The sequence below is a fragment of the Candidatus Amarolinea aalborgensis genome (assembly GCF_900491745.1).
Taxonomy (GTDB): Bacteria; Chloroflexota; Anaerolineae; order SSC4; family Amarolineaceae; genus Amarolinea; species Amarolinea aalborgensis.
In genome coordinates, this window is record NZ_UETR01000040.1 from 1 (window position 1) to 18323 (window position 18323).

At 62.1% G+C, this 18323-nt stretch carries 9 protein-coding genes; 4 read left to right on the forward strand and 5 right to left on the reverse strand.

Going from position 1 to position 18323, the window contains the following annotated elements; all coding sequences use genetic code 11:
- Nucleotides 1–262: 262 nt before the first annotated feature.
- The 3 genes from ACPQ6D_RS21290 to ACPQ6D_RS21300 all read left to right on the forward strand — a co-directional run bounded on the left by ACPQ6D_RS21290 (nucleotide 263) and on the right by ACPQ6D_RS21300 (nucleotide 10137).
- Nucleotides 263–487 (forward strand): hypothetical protein, encoded by a 225-nt coding sequence (locus ACPQ6D_RS21290; RefSeq protein ID WP_423226367.1) that lies wholly within the window; start codon nucleotides 263–265, stop codon nucleotides 485–487.
- Nucleotides 488–556: 69 nt separating this feature from the next.
- Nucleotides 557–1717 carry a hypothetical protein gene (locus ACPQ6D_RS21295; RefSeq protein ID WP_423226368.1) on the forward strand — a complete coding sequence of 387 codons (1161 nt, stop codon included), beginning with the start codon at nucleotides 557–559 and terminating at the stop codon, nucleotides 1715–1717.
- Nucleotides 1718–2199: 482 nt separating this feature from the next.
- The gene (locus ACPQ6D_RS21300; RefSeq protein ID WP_423226369.1) at nucleotides 2200–10137 is read left to right on the forward strand and encodes a DUF7507 domain-containing protein; all 7938 of its coding nucleotides are present in this window, start codon (nucleotides 2200–2202) and stop codon (nucleotides 10135–10137) included.
- 127 nt (nucleotides 10138–10264) lie between these two features.
- On the opposite strand, the gene ACPQ6D_RS21305 is transcribed toward ACPQ6D_RS21300, so the two are convergent.
- From ACPQ6D_RS21305 to ACPQ6D_RS21320, 4 genes are read right to left on the reverse strand one after another with little or no spacing between them, the layout of a single operon-like run.
- Complete coding sequence (locus tag ACPQ6D_RS21305) at nucleotides 10265–11713, reverse strand: cytochrome c3 family protein (protein ID WP_423226370.1); 1449 nt, start codon at nucleotides 11711–11713, stop codon at nucleotides 10265–10267.
- Between the two features lie 28 nt (nucleotides 11714–11741).
- Nucleotides 11742–12554, reverse strand: coding sequence for a ferric reductase-like transmembrane domain-containing protein (locus ACPQ6D_RS21310; RefSeq protein ID WP_423226371.1), 813 nt, complete (start codon nucleotides 12552–12554; stop codon nucleotides 11742–11744).
- Nucleotides 12535–13899: an NAD(P)/FAD-dependent oxidoreductase gene (locus ACPQ6D_RS21315; RefSeq protein WP_423226372.1), complete on the reverse strand. Its 1365-nt coding sequence runs from the start codon at nucleotides 13897–13899 to the stop codon at nucleotides 12535–12537. Before ACPQ6D_RS21315 ends, ACPQ6D_RS21310 begins: the two co-directional genes overlap by 20 nt.
- A gap of 9 nt (nucleotides 13900–13908) precedes the next feature.
- A complete protein-coding gene (locus ACPQ6D_RS21320) occupies nucleotides 13909–14208 on the reverse strand; it encodes a 4Fe-4S dicluster domain-containing protein (protein WP_423226373.1) in 300 nt (99 codons plus the stop codon).
- Nucleotides 14209–14920: 712 nt separating this feature from the next.
- Here ACPQ6D_RS21320 and ACPQ6D_RS21325 point away from each other — a divergent pair.
- Nucleotides 14921–16138: a DEAD/DEAH box helicase gene (locus ACPQ6D_RS21325; RefSeq protein ID WP_423226374.1), complete on the forward strand. Its 1218-nt coding sequence runs from the start codon at nucleotides 14921–14923 to the stop codon at nucleotides 16136–16138.
- A gap of 32 nt (nucleotides 16139–16170) precedes the next feature.
- On the opposite strand, the gene ACPQ6D_RS21330 is transcribed toward ACPQ6D_RS21325, so the two are convergent.
- Nucleotides 16171–18318 (reverse strand): spermidine synthase, encoded by a 2148-nt coding sequence (locus ACPQ6D_RS21330; protein WP_423226375.1) that lies wholly within the window; start codon nucleotides 18316–18318, stop codon nucleotides 16171–16173.
- Between the last annotated feature and the right edge of the window lie 5 nt (nucleotides 18319–18323).

The window sequence follows — 18323 nt, forward strand, 5'->3', positions numbered from 1 at the left end:
CGTGCGGTGAGCCTGTCGAACCGTGCGGTGAGCCTGTCGAACGCTCGGTCGAGCCGCTCACGACGAAGCCTCAATCGCTCGACGTCAGACCCGCCCCCAAACTGAAATGCACCCCCCAAAAAACGCCGCTGTTGACAATCCGCGGTTTTGACGTACAATTCTTGGGAGTGATTTGTGCGTTACTTGTACGACAGTTATTCGTAGAGGTCAATCATGAACCTGTCTAGATTGGCGGTGCTCCCCTTGTTCCTGAGTCTGCTCCTTGCGACCGCGACTGCGGCCTCCCCTGCCCTGCAATCTCAAGCAGCCGCGGCGGCGCAGCCGCTGGCCGGCCCGTGTGCGCCTGGCGCAGCCTACGACCCCGGTGGGGCAGCCAGCCAACGATGCACTTCTGCTGGGCTTGCTGGCGCAGGTGAGCGCCTTGCAACAACAAAATGCGGACCTGGCCGGCCGTCTGGCCGCGCTGGAGCGGAGCGGTCGGCCATAAGCGCCACGTTGGCGATTGCTCACCATGCGCGCCTCGAGCCGCCGCACGACGTGACGAGGAGACAAAGCCTTGATTCCAAGCGTGGATGATGTCCGGCGCATCGTCGCCGTCAAAGACCCCGTCGTGCGCAATCTGCAGATCACGCAGGCCTACCACGACCTTGCGCTGACGATGAGGCAGTTGACAGGCCCAGGCGCCAACTGGTGTACCATCGCCACCTGGGCATCCAAGCAGGCGGGTCAAAGTATCCGTCGCGAAGACCTGGCGCGCGCGTTTGAACGGCTGCTGCGCGGCACACCCTCTATTCAGCAGCGAGCCGACACGATGCTGGCGGCCGGCCGTGCGCTTGACGGCGAGCAGACGCGCAGCCTGGCCGGCGCCTTGGATGCTCTGTGGGACGCGGTCAACCCCGCGGCGGCCTTTCAACGCACAAGCGATGCCGTGGCGCGCGGCAACGTGAAAGTCTTTGCAGAGATTGGCGCCGAGTTTGCGCGTTTCCTGGCCCTGTTTGCCGACGGCTGGCCGGATACAGCCGCGCTGGCCGCATTTCGCAACGGCCTGCGGCCAGGCGATCCCCCTGACGGCCAGGAGTATCTGCGCCAGGCCTTCGGACATTATCGCCTGGCCTTGCGCGCCGATGATCTCAAGCAGAAAGCGCAATGGCTGCTGCTGGCCAACCTGGAAATCGGCTTCCATGAGCAGACGCGGCTGCAGCCAGAGATCGCAGAGGCGATGAACGCGCCGGTGGTTGATCCACGTCGGCTGCGCAGCCGTCTTGTGGCCGAGTTGTTCCCCAGCCCGACTTCGCGTGTGCGTTACTGGCTGGCCGCGCTGGCCGGGCGCATGCGGCCCTGGCTTGACGCGCGCGATCAGTTGGCGGACGAGGCGCAGAAGCTGGGACGCCGGCTCGTCACCGCGACCTTGATGACGCTGACACTGCCCGCCGGCCAGGTGCTGCAGCTCGGCCAAGACCTGACCGCCAGCTTTCCGGACGTGCTGGCAGTCATTGACCAGCCAGAACTGGCGGCGCTGCTGCAGCGGGTTGACCCAACGGCGAACAGCACCAGCGGCACGGGCGTCGAGGACTGGGGCAACCTGCCGGAGCGCATGCACTTCATCGCAGACCTCTTCCGTGCATATCACCTGGCCCCCGCGTTGTTCGAGGCGCCCTTCGACGCCCAACAGGCGGCGATCATTCATGCAGGTGGCCGGCCCGTGGGGCCGCTGTAAATCGTGCCTATCCCCCAGAATTTGACAGCGCCGGCCGCGTCCAAAATCCTGCACGCGACGTCAACCATAACAGCGTCACTGACATCCATGACATCCAACTGTCTTGACGTGTTCGATAGTGCGTCAGCAATCTGTAAGGTGAGAAAGTAGTAGTAGAGTAGACACGCCGCTTGTCGAGTGGTACAATTTACTCGTTCTTCGACAGTGCGTTTGCGCGCGTTGAAAAAAACGTGCGCTCTTCGGTATTCGGATCGTGCGATGCAACCATTTCCCGGCGCCCTTCTTGAGGAGGTCTAGTCATGTCTCTATCCAGTCACTCGTCTAACCCTGCTCCATCTCGCTTTGCTCTTACACTGCGTTTTTGGCGGTGGGGTCTACTCACGCTCTTTTTGCTGTTGTTCTTGGGGCTATGGACGGCCACTGCGCCGCCCGCCTTAGCCGCCCCTCCACCGCCAACAGGGGAACCTGTCATTGCGCCAATCATGCCAGAACTGTGGCGACTACAGTCCAGCGGCCCGGATGCGGCGCTTTGCGGTAATGCCACGTGGGTTGTGCCTACCGACAGCCCTAACCCCACAGTCGCCATTTCGGTCAATCTGCTGAAGAACGGAACGGCAAAAATCCTCGACACACCGCTTGGCAAGCTCGACTTCGGCAGCGGCAACATCGCCTATGGGTTCTGCACCGACATCTATCATGCGCGTGCGTTCAATCGCGGCTTCTGTCTGGACAGCACCTTCTTCTCCGATTGGCGCGTGGCCTGGGTCGTCACCCATTATCCACCCACCATCAACAACGCGATCCAGCAGGCCGCGCGCCAGGCTGCGGTTTGGCGCCTGACCGATGGCTGGCTGCTCAACCAGGCCGACGCCACCATTTACAATACCACCTATGACAACGCGGTGCGCGATGCCTACAATGCGGTACTGGCTGCGATTCCTGCTTCACCTCCGCCTGAATACCAGCCGGGAAACCTGCAAATCGCCATCAATCCAGTCTCCGCCACCAACTTCTTACCCTACCAACAGCCGCACCCCTTCACAGTGCGCCTGACGAAGGGTGGATTCCCACTGGCGGGCTATACCGTCAACGTGACGACCTCGTTTGGCTCGCTCGATCGCACGAGCGCAACGACCGATGCCAACGGCGAGGCCGTCTTTACCGTAACCAGCAGCACGCCGGGCAGCGCCACCCTGCGCGCGACCGCTGTGCTGGCCTTGCCCGCTGGTTCGCGGTTCACCGACCAGGCCAGCCCGGATACCTGGCAGCGCATCGTTCTGGGGCAAGTGACGCAGGTAACGGTTGTCGCCCAGGCCACCAAAGACTGGGTGCAGTCCAACAACCTGATCATTGCGCACAAGTTCGAAGACCGAAACTTCAACGGAACCCAAGAAGAAGATGAGCCAAACCTGGCAAACTGGGCCTTCAGGCTGGACACGCCGGCTGGTCAGTTCACCGGCACAACGGACAATAACGGTAATGCGTTCTTCGAGGGCCGCATCGTTGGCAACGGCACGTATGTCCTGACCGAAACGCTGCAGAACGGTTGGACGAACAGCACGCCTTTGAGCCAGAGCCGCACCCGCACCGCGGCCGATCCATGGACGACCTGGCGCGCCAACTTCGGCAACAGCCGCTTCTCCGTCCTGCGGATTTTGAAATTCCTCGACTCAAACGGCAATGCTGTTTGGGACGAGAGCCAGGAACCTCTGCTGCCGGGCTGGCAGTTTGCCTTGTACATCTGGCAGAACAACGACTGGGCGCAGTACCGGGGCGGCACTACCGGGCCGGACGGACGCTTGACCTTCACCAACCTGCCCGCAGGTCGGTACAAGGTTGTCGAGCAGCTCGCCAATCATCCTGGTTACACCAACACGACGCCGCTCGAACAAGAAGTCACGTTGACCTACCCAGTGCAGTCTGAGCTGCGCTTCGGCAATCGCGGCACGTTGGGCATCAGCGGCAGCAAGTTCAGCGACCTGAATGCCAATGGCCAATGGGACACGGGTGAACCGGGTTTGGCTGGCTGGACGATCCGCCTGGTAGGTGGACCTCATGCCCTTAACCAGACAACCACTACCGGCGCCAATGGCGCGTATGCCTTTACCAATCTGGAGCCTGGCGTCTATACCGTGACCGAGACGCCCCAGGCCGGATGGGCGCAAACTTACCCGGCTGCACCTGGCGCGCACACCGTCACTTTGGTCAGCCAGTCCGTCACCAACATCAACTTCGGCAATACACGGCTGGGCAGCATCGGCGATTACGTCTGGCTCGATCTCAATCGCAATGGTATCCAGGATGCCAGCGAAGTTGGAGTCCAGGGCGTCACCGTCGAGTTGTTCAAGTTGATCGCTGGCACCTGGGTTTCTCAGGGCACTCAACTGACGAACGCCAGCGGCAACTATCTCTTTGGCAACCTGATGGCCGGCAGCTACTATGTTCGCTTCCAACTGCCGACCGGATACGCGTTCACCCTGCGCGATCAGGGCGGCGATGATACGCGCGACAGCGACGCTGATCAAACGACTGGCGCGACGATTGCCATCACGCTCAATGCAGGCGACAACCAGCGCCAGTGGGACGCCGGCCTCTATCAACCGCCTAGCATTGACGTCGAAAAGTACGTTTCTGTGGACAACCAGGCGACCTGGCAAGACGCTGATGATCCGCCCGGCCCGCAGGCAACCGCGGGAAGCAATGTCTACTTCCGCTTTGTGGTGGTGAACACAGGCAACGTGCCCTTGAGCAACGTCACCCTGAGCGACAATGTCTACCCACTGACCTCCTGCAGCGCGATTCCCAACCCGCTGCCGCCTGGCGCCAGTTACACCTGTGTATATGGGCCTGTGCCCGCGCAGGTGGGACAGCACACCAACACGGCGACAGCCACGGGCACAGGAAGCGACATCACGGTGAGCGACACGGATAATGCGAACTACTACGTCACGCCGCAGCCGGCCATTGATGTAGAAAAGTACGTCTCCGTAGACGGCCAAACAACCTGGCAAGACGCCGACAACCCGCCCGGACCGCAAACAACCGCAGGAAGCCCAATCTACTTCCGCTTCGTGGTGACCAACATCGGTAACGTCACGCTGACCAATGTCACATTGACCGATAATGTGTACGTACTGAGCGGGTGTTATGTCCCCTATCCGCTCCAGCCAGGCCAGAGCTACACTTGCACCTATGGCCCGACCGCGGCCCTTGTCGGGCAACACACCGACACGGCAACTGCGACCGGTATGTATGGCAACGTCATTGTGCGCGATACGGATGATGCCAACTACATCGTCCCCGCTCGCCCGGCGATTGATGTGGAAAAATATGTGTCGGTAGATGGCGGGGCCACCTGGCAGGATGCGGACACCCCACCAGGGCCGCAGGCCACCACCGGCGGCTCAGTCTACTTCCGGTTCGACGTGACGAATGTGGGCAATGTGCCGCTGAGCAACGTCACGCTGAGTGACAATGTCTACACGTTGACCAACTGCACGATCCCGAACCCGCTGCTGCCTGGTCAAAGCCAAACCTGTTATCTTGGCCCGGTGATGGCGCAGGCAGGTCAGCACACGAACACAGCCACGGCTGCAGGCGTCTATGCCGGCGCCACCGTGCGCGACACTGATGACGCGAATTACATCGGCCCGACGCCGACCCCGACCGCGACCAACACCCCGACCAAGACGCCAACGCCAACGCCGACGCCAACCAACACCCCAACGAACACGCCTACCGCGACCTGGACGCCGTCGCCCACGTCAACGCCCACCAATACGCCCACGGCGACGCCAACGCCGATTCCACCGGCGCCCGCGATTGATGTCGAGAAATACGTGTCGGTGGATAATCAGATCACGTGGCAGGATGCTGATTCCCCGCCTGGCCCACAAACTACGGTCGGCAGCCAGGTCTACTTCCAGTTCGTGGTGACGAACGTCGGCAACGTGCCGTTGAGCAATGTGACGTTGAGCGATAATGTCTTCACTCTGGTTCGCTGCACTGTCCCATCCTTCCTGTCGCCTGGTCAGAGCTACACCTGCTGGCACGGCCCCGTGGCCGCGCAGGCGGGTCAGCACACCAACACGGCCACTGCGACCGGCGTCTATGGCAACACCACGGTGAGCGACGCGGACGATGCCAACTACCTCGCGCCGCCGCAGCCGGCCATTGACGTGGAGAAATACGTCTCCGTGGACAACCAGGCTACCTGGCAGGATGCGGATAATTCACCCGGCCCGCAGGCCACCGCGGGCAGCCCGATCTACTTCCGCTTCGATGTAACTAACACCGGCAACGTGCCGCTGACCAACGTCACGTTGACGGACAATGTGTACGTCCTCAGCAGCTGCAGCCCCATCCCCAATCCGTTTCCGCCGGGCGGCAGTTACTCCTGTACGTTTGGCCCCGTGGCGGCCGAGCTGGGCCAGCACACAGACACGGCCACGGCAACTGGTCTCTATGGCGGGACAACGGTGCGCGACACGGACGATGCCAACTACTACGCGCCCTCAAATCCGGCCGTGGATGTCGAGAAATACGTGTCGGTGGATGGCGGGAACACATGGCAGGATGCCGATACACCGCCAGGCCCACAGGCCACCACCGGCGGCTCGGTCTTCTTCCAGTTTGTGGTCACCAACATCGGCAATGTGCCGCTGAGCAACGTCACCCTAAGCGACAATGTCTACACGTTGACCAATTGCACAGTTCCGAATCCGCTGCTGCCTGGACAAAGCCATACGTGCTGGCTTGGCCCGGTGACAGCGCAGGCCGGCCAGCACACGAATACAGCCACGGCTGAAGGCGTCTATGGCGGCGTCACCGTGCGCGACACCGACGATGCAAACTACATCGGTGTGACCCCGACGCCAACCAGCACGCCAACGGACACGCCGACGCCGACCTTCACGCCAACAGCGACGCCGACGGAAACGCCGACGCCAACCTGGACGCCCACGCGAACGCCGACGCCGACGAATACACCAACCGCGACGCCGACGAGCACGCCAACCAACACACCAACGCCGATCCCGCTGGTGCCAGCGATTGACGTGGAGAAATTGGTGTCGGTGGACAATCAACTCACCTGGCAAGATGCGGACTTCCCGCCCGGCCCACAGACTGTGGACGGGTTCGCGGTCTACTTCCAGTTCGTGGTGACAAACGTCGGCAACGTGCCGTTGAGCAACGTGACGTTGAGCGACAATGTCTTCACCCTGGTTCGCTGCAACGTCCCGCCCACCCTGTCACCCGGTCAGAGCTACACATGCTGGCATGGCCCGGTGCCCGCGCAGGTGGGACAGCATACCAACACGGCCACGGCGACCGGCGTCTATGGCAACACCACGGTGAGCGACACGGACGATGCCAACTACATCGTGCCGCCGCAGCCGGCCATTGACGTGGAGAAGTACGTCTCCGTGGATGGCCAGGCTACCTGGGAGGATGCAGATACTCCGCCCGGCCCCGCGGCAACGGCAGGCAGCCCGATCTACTTCCGCTTCGTGGTGACCAACATCGGCAACGTGCCGCTGACCAACGTCACGTTGACGGATAACGTGTACGTCCTCAGCAGCTGCAGCCCCATCCCCAACCCGCTTCTGCCGGGCGGCAGCTACACCTGTACCTTTGGCCCCGTACCGGCCGAGCTAGGCCAGCACACGGATACGGCAACCGTCACTGGAACCAACGGCAATATCACGGTGCGTGACGCCGATGATGCGAACTACAACGCCTTGACCAGGCCCGCAATTGACGTCGAGAAACTGGTCTCGGTGGATTCAGGCGCCACGTGGCAAGACGCAGACACCCCGCCTGGGCCAGCCACCACGATCGGCAGCCCGGTGCTCTTCCAGTTCATCGTGACCAACATCGGCAACGTGCCGCTGAGCAACGTGACCCTGAGCGACAACGTCTATCCCCTGAACGGTTGCCCGGCGATCCCGAACCCGTTGGCGCCAGGAGCCAGCTATACCTGCACGTTCGGGCCAACACCCGCGCTCGTAGGTCAGCACACCAACACGGCGACTGCCGTCGGCGCGTATCTCAATGTGGTGGTGCGTGACACGGATGACGCCAACTACTATGCCGCACCGCAGCCCGCGATTGATGTGGAGAAATATGTCTCCGTAGATGGCCAAATCACCTGGCAAGATGCAGACATCTCACCAGGGCCGCAAAGCCGCGTCGGCGACACGGTATTCTTCCGCTTCGTGGTGACCAATGTGGGCAATGTGCCCTTGAGCAACGTGACGCTCAACGACAGCGTGTTTCCATTGAGCAGCTGCGGCGCCATTCCCAACCCCCTGGCGGTTGGCGCCAGTTTCACGTGCATCATCAGTTCGGTCGTGACGGAAACGGCGGATTGTATCCACACCAACACCGCGACGACCACCGGCCAGTACGGCAACATTACCGTCCGTGACACAGACGACGCCAACTACTATGTGCCGGTGCGGCCGGCCATTGATGTCGAGAAACTGGTGTCGGTGGACGGCAAGACCACATGGCATGACGCCGATGCGCCTCCAGGGCCGCAAACCCTGGTCGGCAGCGAGGTTTACTACCGGTTCATCGTGGTGAACGTTGGCAATGTGCCGCTGAACAACGTGGCCTTGAGCGACAGCCTCTATCCGCTCACGAGCTGCAGCCCCATCGCAAACCCATTGGGACTTGGCGAGAGCTATACCTGCACCATCGGACCAATCACGGCGCAAGCAGGCCAGCATCTGAATCGAGCCTCGGTGCGCGGCGTTCATAACAACACGGTGGTGGAAGACGCCGATGATGCCAACTACGAAGCGATCCCGGCCGCATCGTCCATTGGCGACCTGGTCTGGCGCGATCTTGACCTGGACGGAATCTATGATGTAGGCGAGCCGGGCATCAACGGCGTGCTCGTGGAACTGCTCGATGCGGGTGGCAACGTCATCGCAACCGAGGTCACCACGGGTGGCGGACTTTACCTGTTCGACCATCTGACGGCTGGCAGCTACCAGGTGCGTATACCGAACAGCAACTACGATGCGGGCCGACCACTCGCCGGCTTCGCCTTCACCAGTGGGGCTTACGGGCCAAACCCGTATCCGGTGGAGCTTGGCGCGAATCAGAACTTCCTCTTCGCAGACTTCGGGTTTGCCCGCGTGCGGGTGGCGATCACGAAGCGCGCCAGCGCCGCCCAAGTGCTGCGCGGCACGAGCGTCACCTACACCTATGTCGTCAACAACACGGGCGACACCTGGCTCGACAACATCGTGGTCACAGACGATGTCTTAGGCCAGATCTGCCCCCTGCCAGCGACTGGCCCCTTAGGCCCTGGGCAGCAGACGACCTGCACCAAGACTGTGGTGCTCAATCAGCGCACCTGTAACATCGGCGCGGTGACGGCCAATGCGACCACGCCGAGCGGCGCCCCGCTGCGCGTGAGCACGCGCGCCACGTCGCAGCGCGTCTGTGTGGATGTGGTGGATGTACTTCCGCTCGACTATGGCGACGCGCCAGACACCGGGCCAGGTACGGGTGTCGGTAACTACCAGACCACAGCCGCGGATAATGGCCCCAGTCACCTGGTGACACCCGGGTTGCATCTCGGCTGGCAGATGCCAGATAGCGACAGCGGCGCCCTGCAAAATCCCGACGCCAATGCAGACGACGCCACGGGGGTGGATGACGAGGACGGCATTGCCGTCTTGCCGGTCATCACCACGGCTTCGGGCGCGGTCAACGTGATGGTCACAGCCGTGAACACCACGGGACAGACGGCCACACTGGCCTGCTGGCTGGATTTCAACCGCGATGGTGATTTCCTGGACAGCGGCGAGCGTACGACCGCAACCGTCAATTCCGCCGTCGGACGCCAATCCGTCAATCTGACATTCGCCGGCTTTGGTGTGCCGACCCCAGGGGTTAGCTATCTTCGCTGTCGCATTGCCAGCGCCGCGTCCGAAGTGGCCTTGCCAACCGGTCCCGCCAGCAATGGCGAAGTTGAGGACCATTGGCTGACCATCATCAACGTTGGCGCGTGTCGTCTGCCTGGCAGTCTGGGCGAGGGCGCGGGTGCGGATGAGTGCCCAACCGTGAGCATCACCGGCCTGACCTGGGAAGACACGACGCCAGATGGCATGTTCAACGACGAACCGCTGGTGAGCGACGTCACGCTGAGCATCAAGAACAGCGTGGGCGAGCGCGTCTCCATCGTTACCAGTGGACCGGGGCTCTTCGAGCCAGGCCGTTACCTGGTGCAGAATTTGCCGCCAGGAACCTACTTCGTCACCATCGAGAGCTGGCCGGCTGGCTATGCGCCAGTCGAACCGCTGACTCGACGGATCGTTCTGACATCCAGCGGCCAGAGCGGGAGTGTTGACTTCCCGCTGAAACAGGGGGTGCGCATGTTCCTGCCCTCTGTCCGGCGCTAACCGCCCAGACCGATTACGATCTGGCAAAGTTAGCATAAGTGAGCAACGGCCCCCCAACGATTTCCATCGTTGGGGGGCCTTGGTATTTCTACACCTGACTGGTTCCATCAGGCCCAAGCTCGAAGCCTCAGTCGCCTGCTTCCTTACGCCCGTCCGCGTGGCAGCGCACGCAATCCTGGAAGTCGCGAATGCCTTCTTCCACGTGCTTGGCTTGGATTCCGGTCGGGGTGTGCTCGTGGCAGCCATAGCAGGTGTACGCCTTCAGGCTGTCGGGGTGGCACGCGCGGCATGCGCTGACGCCGCCTTCGCCGTGATCGAGTGGAAACACGTGGCGAAGGTTGAAGCGCGCCGGCGACCAGGCGCTGGTGGCATGGCACGTCTGGCAGTCCGCGCCGAAGACGCCCTTGTGGTAAGCGGGATCAGCATGGCAGCGCGCACACGCCTGTGGCGTACCCTTGAAGACATTGTCGGTATGACATTTGGTACAGGCCGTGTTGATATGCGCGCCGGTAAGCGCAAACGCCGTCTTGCTGTGATCGAACGTTGCCTTCGCCCAGTCTTCCGGCGTGTGACAACCGGCGCAATCGTCGCCGAACTGACCCTGGTGTTTGTCGTCCTTCAGGTGGCAAGACACGCAGCTCGTCGGCGTGCCCTTGTACACCTTATCCGCGTGACAGGCTTCGCACTTGGTGGTCGTGTGCTTTCCAAGTAATGGGAAGGCCGTCTTGTTGTGGTCAATCTTGGCGTCCTGCCAGTTGGCCGGGTTGTGGCAGGCCGCGCAATCGTCGCCGAACTGACCCTGGTGTTTGTCGTCCTTCCGGTGACAGCCGGCGCACGTCTGAGGGGTCGCCTTGAGTTGATCGAGATTGCCCGCGCCCTGGTGGCAGGCGTCACAGGACAGCGGCGCGTGCTTGCCTTCCAGCGGGAAAGCCACGCTGTTGTGATCGAACGCTTCTTGGCTGTAGGTATCCAGCCCATCATGGCAGGCAAGGCAGTCCGAGCCAAAGGCTTGGGTGTGCAATTGCATACCAGGCGGGTCCGCAGTGCGGTGGCAGGCATCGCAGGTCGCCACGTCGAAGCGGGTAATCTCCTCGCCGTGGCAGTCTTGACAAGCGAAGGGTTGACCGGCTGCGGTCGTGGCATGCCCTTGCAGCGAATACCCCACGGCATCATGCGGAAAGTCGCGATTGTCGAGGATGGTCAATGCGGCGGTTGGTCCTCGATGATCTTTGTGACAGCTTTGGCATGGCGTGACGGACTTTTGGGCGCGCAGGGCGCCGTGCAGTGTCTTGGGATTGCCCAGTTCCTCCGTGATGGTTGTATGGCAGACCTGGCAGCGATCACCCATCGTGACCTGACTCCAGGGGGCGGTGTGACACGCGCCGCAGTCGCGGGCCAGATCTGCGTGGGACAGCACCCTGCCCAGCGGTTCGGTAGCCTTCTGCGCATTGAGGCGACCAGGGCTGAACAGGACGCCGCCTTGGGCCAGCGAGATGCCGCCGATCAGCAAGACCGTCAGCGCCGCAGCGATGATGCCAGTGCCCGACCAACAGCCAAGACGGTTGGATTTCATCATGGTTTCTCCCGCAGATCCTCGTCGCCCCCTAATGCAGCAGCGTGGCGTAATACAGGGCCACTCCAATATGGATGAAAGCTGCCGTGAACAACGCCATGCCAATGGGAATGTGCACCGAGTGCCAGAGTCCCAAGAGGCGCCGGGCCAGGGCCAACGAAGCGACCTGGCGGCGCAGTAGACGGCGGCGCTCATTCAGCCGCTCCAAGTGCGTCGCTTGGGCGCGCGTGGCGGTGTCCATGCGGCGTTTGACCTGCCACCATCGCCAGCGATAGCGCCAGTCCTGTATGCTGCGCGCCAAGATGAGCACCGGGGATGGCGCTGTCATGGCGGCATCGCGCTCCAGGCTCGCCCATCCCGCCATGGCCGGCTGCGCCGCCAGCCAGCGTTGAAGTTCAGCGTCGGCCGCGGCCATCTGGCGCTCGAGATCGCTCTCTTCGAGTTCGAAACCGTCCACCGTGCGAGGAATCGCCGTGTAGATGTAGCGGCCCAGGAAGCCGCTCACGACAATGATGACGGTCATCAGCATCACCAGGCCGGCCAGGCCGTTGAACTGCCAGGCCGTGTGCAGGAGCACCATGAAAGGGCCAACAATGCCGGTGACGATATGGAAGCGCAGCCAGGATGACATACGACCCCAGCGGGCCGTACGCACCCGTTTGCGTAGGGAGTAGAGGATTTCAGTCATCAGCATCAGCATGAAGCCCAGGACGCCCAGACCGTGGCCGAACAGACTGCGGGCCGCGGGAAATCCATTCAGGCGCGCAACGCCCACGCCGTAAAGCAGTGTGACCAGAGCGATCAGGCTGAAAGCCCACCAAAGTTCACGCGAGCGTTGTGTCATGGCTTCCTCGTGAGATGACTGACGGCCGCTTGGCCGCCGATGCCCGATGACTTTCCCAATAGCCGCGAATGATGTCCATGAGGGGGGCGTCAGGCGCCAACAGGTGATCGCGAATCGGGCTGATGTCTACCTGGCCGGCGATGAGGTGCTGCAAGGGGTATGACAGAGTCTGGTCGCCCATCACGAGCGCGCCCACCAACGTTTGCTGGCCGATCATGACGCGCACACGGTTGACCTCGAACTCGGTCTGCGCGGCCACGGCGTCCGTCGTCGAGCGCCACGATTCGCTATCGCCGCGCACGATGGCAATAGTATCCTCTTCCCGTCGCCCGGTGCCGATGGCGCCGATGATCGTCGTGGTCAAACCGGCCAAACGCGTGACGTTCAAGGAGGCGGCGCGCTGGTAAGGACTGGCAAGCCCAGCCATGTTCAGTCCCGCCAGTCGTCCTTGTGCAAGCGCGGTGCTCCACAAGGTATCGAGCAGCGCGCGGCCGGTGCGTGTATCGGTGACCTGGGCGACATCGCCCGCGGCAAAGATATCGGGCGCACTGCTCTGAAGGTGCTCGTTGACAACGACGCCGCGCTCTGTGCGCAGACCCGCGGCGCTGGCAAGCTCCGTGCGCGGCAAGACGCCGACGGCCGCCGCCACGATTCCGCAGCGTATCTGCTCGCCAGCCGTGGTGAGCGCCGCGCGGACGCGGCCGCGATCGCCCAGGATGGCAGCCAACTCCGTACGGTAGTGCAAATGCACACCTTCTGCTTGCAGGCGCGCTTCGACGATGCGTGATTCGGTCTCGTCAAGCACGTTGCTCCAGTAGCGGTCCCCACGCAGCAAGTAATGAACCTCGACCTGGCGGGCGCGTAATCCCTCCACAATCTCGAGCGCCGTGATGCCGCCTCCCACGACGACAGCCGTGCGCGCATGGCGCGCGAGTCTCAAGATCTGGCGCGCGTCATCCAGGTTGTCCAGCTTGACCACGCCCTGCAGGTCAACGCCGGGCGCCTTAAGACGCGCAGCCTGCGCGCCGGTCGCCAGCAGCAGGCGATCATAGGGTAAGCGCGTCCCGTTGACCAGGATGATCTCGTGCGCAGCCGGGACAAGCTGAGCCACGGGCGCGTGCAGCAGACGCACGCCCAGACGCGCCAGGTCGCGCGCGTCGAAGGGATACACCGATTGTTCGGGAATCTCGTTGGTCAAGAGGTAGGCCAGACTCGGGCGAGAGTAGTAGCCATGCGGTTCTTCACTGAGTATGACGATGTGGCCGTGCGCATCATGGCTGCGAATGGCCTCGGCCGCCGCCATACCAGCGGCGCCGCTGCCAATGATGAGGTACTGGGTTGACATCTGGCGCTCCTAACGATCACGAAATATCGGTGCGGAGGCATCGGGCAGGCGTTCATCGTCGAACAATCCGGTCTGCTCGAAACGCAGCACGCCGCGCGGGCAGCGTTTGACGCACTCCCCGCAAGTCAAGCAGTGACTGTCGCTGACGGGTATCTCCAGCCAGGCGTGGCGGCGCACATCAATCTCGATGGGGCAGTGATAGGAACAAATGCCGCACTGAACGCAACGCACCGATTCTGGTACGACATGACTCGTCACCAGAATCTGCCGGCGTTGGGCATCTTGCTGCAACAGGCTGCGTAGATTCATAGTACATTCTCCGATGTACATGAATCATAGCCGCCAAAGGCCGCGCTCGCTATGATGCGTATCACCTGCCCGATGCGGCCATCGGGTGCATTTCAGTTTGGGGGCGCAGCCCCGGAAGGGCTTGCACCTCGTAGCCGGATGGCCTTTGGCCGCCGGCGAGGTTGCTGGCCGGATGCGGTGCGCACCAACAACGTCGCCCGACCGTGAACGGATCGGGCTACCTTCGATGCGGGTCGTGGATTGATGCGCCCTTCCGGGCCAACAACGCCGCCCGACCGTGAACGGATCGGGCTACGAGGTGGAAGGCCCTAGCGGGCCTGACAGCTCGAGAGGGGCTTACATCTTGTAACGGGCGTGTTTCAGCCGCGTAAGCCATGCGGGTTGGGCTTGGCCGTGGTGGCAGCGGCCTTCGACAAGCTCAGGCCCCGTGCGGTGAGCCTGTCGAACCGTGCGGTCGAGCCGCTCACGACGAAGCCTCAATCGCTCGACGCCGGACCTGCCCCCATTTTGAAATGCACCCGCGGCCACGCCGTAGTTTGACGGTTTGCCCGGTTTCGGGTATACTCCGTTTTGTTCTAGAAAGTAGACCCGGTTTGTTAACGCTGTCCGGACTCGTGTTCCGAACAGCGTTTTTTTGTTGGGCTACGCTGACCCGACGTGTCCCTGCGGTCGCTCACATCGGTACGATATTGACCGCTACTTTAGGAGTATCATGAGTTTTTCACAATTTGGACTCGACCCACGTCTGCTACAAGGCGTGGCTTTGTTGGAGTTCCAACACCCCACCCCAATTCAGACCGCCACGATTCCCGTGGCTTTGACCGGACAAGATATTTTAGGCTCGGCCGAAACCGGCACCGGCAAGACGGCCGCCTATTTACTGCCGCTGCTGCAGAAAATGCTGACAACGGCTGCGCACAGCCGCCACCCGCGCGGCTTGATCCTGGCGCCAACGCGCGAGCTGGCCTTGCAGGTTGCGGAGCAGGCCGTGCAGTTGGGCATCCGGACCAACACGCGCGTAGTTACCATTTATGGCGGCGTCCCATTGGCCAGCCAGGAGAAGGCCCTGGCGCGCGGCGCCGACGTGGTTATCGCCACACCGGGTCGCTTGCTCGATCACGTGGCGCGACGCAACATCGCCTTTAGCGCGCTGGAAGTGCTCGTTTTGGACGAAGCCGACCGCATGTTGGACGTAGGATTCCTGCCCGATTTGCGGCGCATTATGCGCCTGCTGCCGCACACGCGGCAGACCATGCTGTTTTCGGCCACGTTACAGCCGATATTGCGGCTTGCCGCGGAAATGACCTATCAGCCCGCCCGCATCGAAGTGGAAAAAGTGGTCACGCCCGCCGCGATCCAGCAGACGCTGCTGCCAATGCCTGAGCACCTCAAGTCGCGGGCGGTGCAGCAGCTGCTGCGCCAGGACGACATGCAAAGTGTGCTGATTTTTGCGCGCACCAAACACCGGGCCGATCGGTTGGTGGGCGACCTGGGACGCGCCGGCATCTCAGCGGCTGTCATCCACAGCAACCGCTCGCAAAGCCAGCGTATTGCCGCCCTGGAAGCCTTCCGCGAACAGCGGACGCGCGTATTGGTAGCCACCGACATCGCCGCACGCGGCATTGACGTCGAGGGCATTTCGCATGTGGTGAACTATGATATGCCCATGCAGGCCGGAGATTACGTACACCGCATTGGCCGGACAGGCCGCGCCCACGCCAGTGGAACAGCTTTCACGTTCGTGACAGCCGCGGACGAAGGCATGGTGCGCAGGATCGAGGCCGTGCTGAAGCAGAAGATTCAGCGCCGCCAGCTGGAAGGCATTGACTACACCACGCCCGCCCTGGTGATGCCTGATGCCGAAGCGATTCGTCGCTACGTCGAAGCGAATCGCCGCGACGGGACGGGCCGTAACGCCGCGGCTCATTGAGCCAACGACTTCTCCCTCAGCGCCAGCCAGGGCTATTTGAGGATTTGCAGCAGGTTGCTAAAGTCGTCTGTCCACAGCGCCAGGTTGGCGGGCATCACGGGGCGCGGTGAGCGGCGGGCGACGATAGCGGGCAAGTCCAGCGTCTCAGCTTTGCGCGCCAGCAGCATCCAGATCGAGTCGTAACTCTGGATGACATCCCCCGTATCCTCGATCAAGGCAGCTTCCAGGCCCAGCGCATCGGCCTGCTTGAAAACCTCCTGATCCAAGTTGAAGTAGCGGTTGGACACATTGATCGCGATGACGCCGTCCGGTTTCAGATGGCGCAGGTAGACCGCGAAGGCTTCCTGCGTGAGCAGGTGAAGCGGCATGGCATCGCCGCTGAACGCATCCAACACCAGGATGTCGAAGTTCTGCGGGCCGCCGCTTGCCAGCTCGCGCTCGAGCGACACGCGCGCGTCGCCAGGTATGACCTGCACATCGGCGGCGGAATCGCTGAGAAATGAAAAATAGCCGCCCTCGCCTTGCGCAATGCGAATGACATCGGGATTGATTTCGTAGAAGCGGAAACTGTCCCCGGCCTCCCCATAGCTGGCAATCGTCCCGATCCCCAACCCTAGGACGCCGACACGCAAATTCCCCGGACGCGTTGGATGGTTCTTGAACAGCAGCCCCACGCCGCTGGTTTCAGCATAAAACGTAGTCGGCACCTTGCGTATTTGAGCAGCCTCGAACTGCGAGCCGTGCACGGTCTTTCCATGAGTTAGTTGATAGGCAAGCAGCGCAGGCTGCGCCTCGTTGATCTCCCAGACGCGCAAGACGCCGTAGAAGTTGCGTGCGGCCAGGATCGAACCCGCAGAAATCGCCTGCATAACCAAGACCACAAAACCAGCCAGAATGAGGACGCCCACCGACGACGCGATGACCACCGGCTTCCAGCGCAAGGGTGGCTGCTCGCCTCGCGCACGCGCGCGCTGCTGTCGTTTGCCAAACGCAGGCAGTCGCTCACGCTGCATGACGAGCGTAAACAGGACACCACAGGCGACCAAACCCCACTGTAGTTCCCAAAAACCGGTCGAGAAGACCAGCGGCGCCAGGAGCGTCACGAAAATGCCGCCGAGCGCGCCGCCGAGCGCCATCATCAGGTAAAACGCAGGCAGGAAGCGTGGGTGCGGCCGCAGCTTGTACAGCTCATTGTGACAGATCATGCAGGAGACGAACAGGAGCAGCAGGTAGGTCATGATCTGCGCCGTGATGCTGAACGGGGGCGACTTGACCAGCATCCACACGCTGACCAGGCTGAGGCCGAAGAACGCGATGAGATAAGGCTGGCGAGTGTATCCGCGGCTGCCAGCAAAGGTCAGAATGAAAGTCAGCAGATAAATCGTAAGCGGAACCACCCACAGAAAAGGAATGACCGCCACTTCCTGCGTAATCTGGCTGGTGACGGCCAGCAGCAACATGGAAGCGCAGGCCGCCAGGCCAGCCCAAAGAAGGTGAAAGCCGGTGTTTGGGCCTCGATCCTCATCAGGTTGGTTTTTCGGCTGGCTCAATGGCAGGGCGTTGGCGGGCATGCGCTGCAAGGTTCTGAGCGCCAGGTAACCTGTGCTGATGGCAAACACCAGGTATCCTGCCGACCACAGATAGGCCTGCGTGCGCACGGTGAGGAGCGGCTCGAAAATCACGGGGTAGCTGACGAGGGCCACGAGCGAACCGACGTTGGACAGCGCGTACAAACGGTAGGGGGTGCGGCCTGGATGATCATCGCTGAACCAGCCTTGCACCAGCGTGCTGTTGGAGGCAAGCAGCAGATAGGGTATGCCAACCGCAACAGCCAGGATTTTGAGAATGTCCCAGATGGGCAGATCACTGCCTTGTGGTCGCCAACTTGCGTCAGGAGTCAGCGGCGAGGGCCAGGAAACCGCCGTCAGCACAAGCAAGCCAATGGAAACAGCCAGGACGATCAGATGCACCGTGCCCTGCCAACGACGTTGCCGACGGCCAAGCAGCCAATAGGCATAGGCGTAACCGCCGGTCAAGAGCGACTGAAAGAAAAGCAGCACGGTTGACCAGACGGCTGGCGCCCCGCCGAACCAAGGCAAGATGTACTTGCCAATCATGGGCTGGACTTGGAAGAGCAAAAACGCTGAGAGCAGGACGCTGAACGCGTAGACATAGGGCATGGCGG

Excerpts from the sequence above, each read along its gene's own strand:
- ACPQ6D_RS21300 (WP_423226369.1), top strand. The coding sequence starts at position 2,200 with ATGCCAGAACTGTGGCGACTACAGTCCAGCGGCCCGGATGCGGCGCTT.
- ACPQ6D_RS21305 (WP_423226370.1), bottom strand. The coding sequence starts at position 11,713 with ATGATGAAATCCAACCGTCTTGGCTGTTGGTCGGGCACTGGCATCATC.
- ACPQ6D_RS21310 (WP_423226371.1), bottom strand. The coding sequence starts at position 12,554 with ATGACACAACGCTCGCGTGAACTTTGGTGGGCTTTCAGCCTGATCGCT.
- ACPQ6D_RS21315 (WP_423226372.1), bottom strand. The coding sequence starts at position 13,899 with ATGTCAACCCAGTACCTCATCATTGGCAGCGGCGCCGCTGGTATGGCG.
- ACPQ6D_RS21320 (WP_423226373.1), bottom strand. The coding sequence starts at position 14,208 with ATGAATCTACGCAGCCTGTTGCAGCAAGATGCCCAACGCCGGCAGATT.
- ACPQ6D_RS21325 (WP_423226374.1), top strand. The coding sequence starts at position 14,921 with ATGAGTTTTTCACAATTTGGACTCGACCCACGTCTGCTACAAGGCGTG.
- ACPQ6D_RS21330 (WP_423226375.1), bottom strand. The coding sequence starts at position 18,318 with ATGCCCTATGTCTACGCGTTCAGCGTCCTGCTCTCAGCGTTTTTGCTC.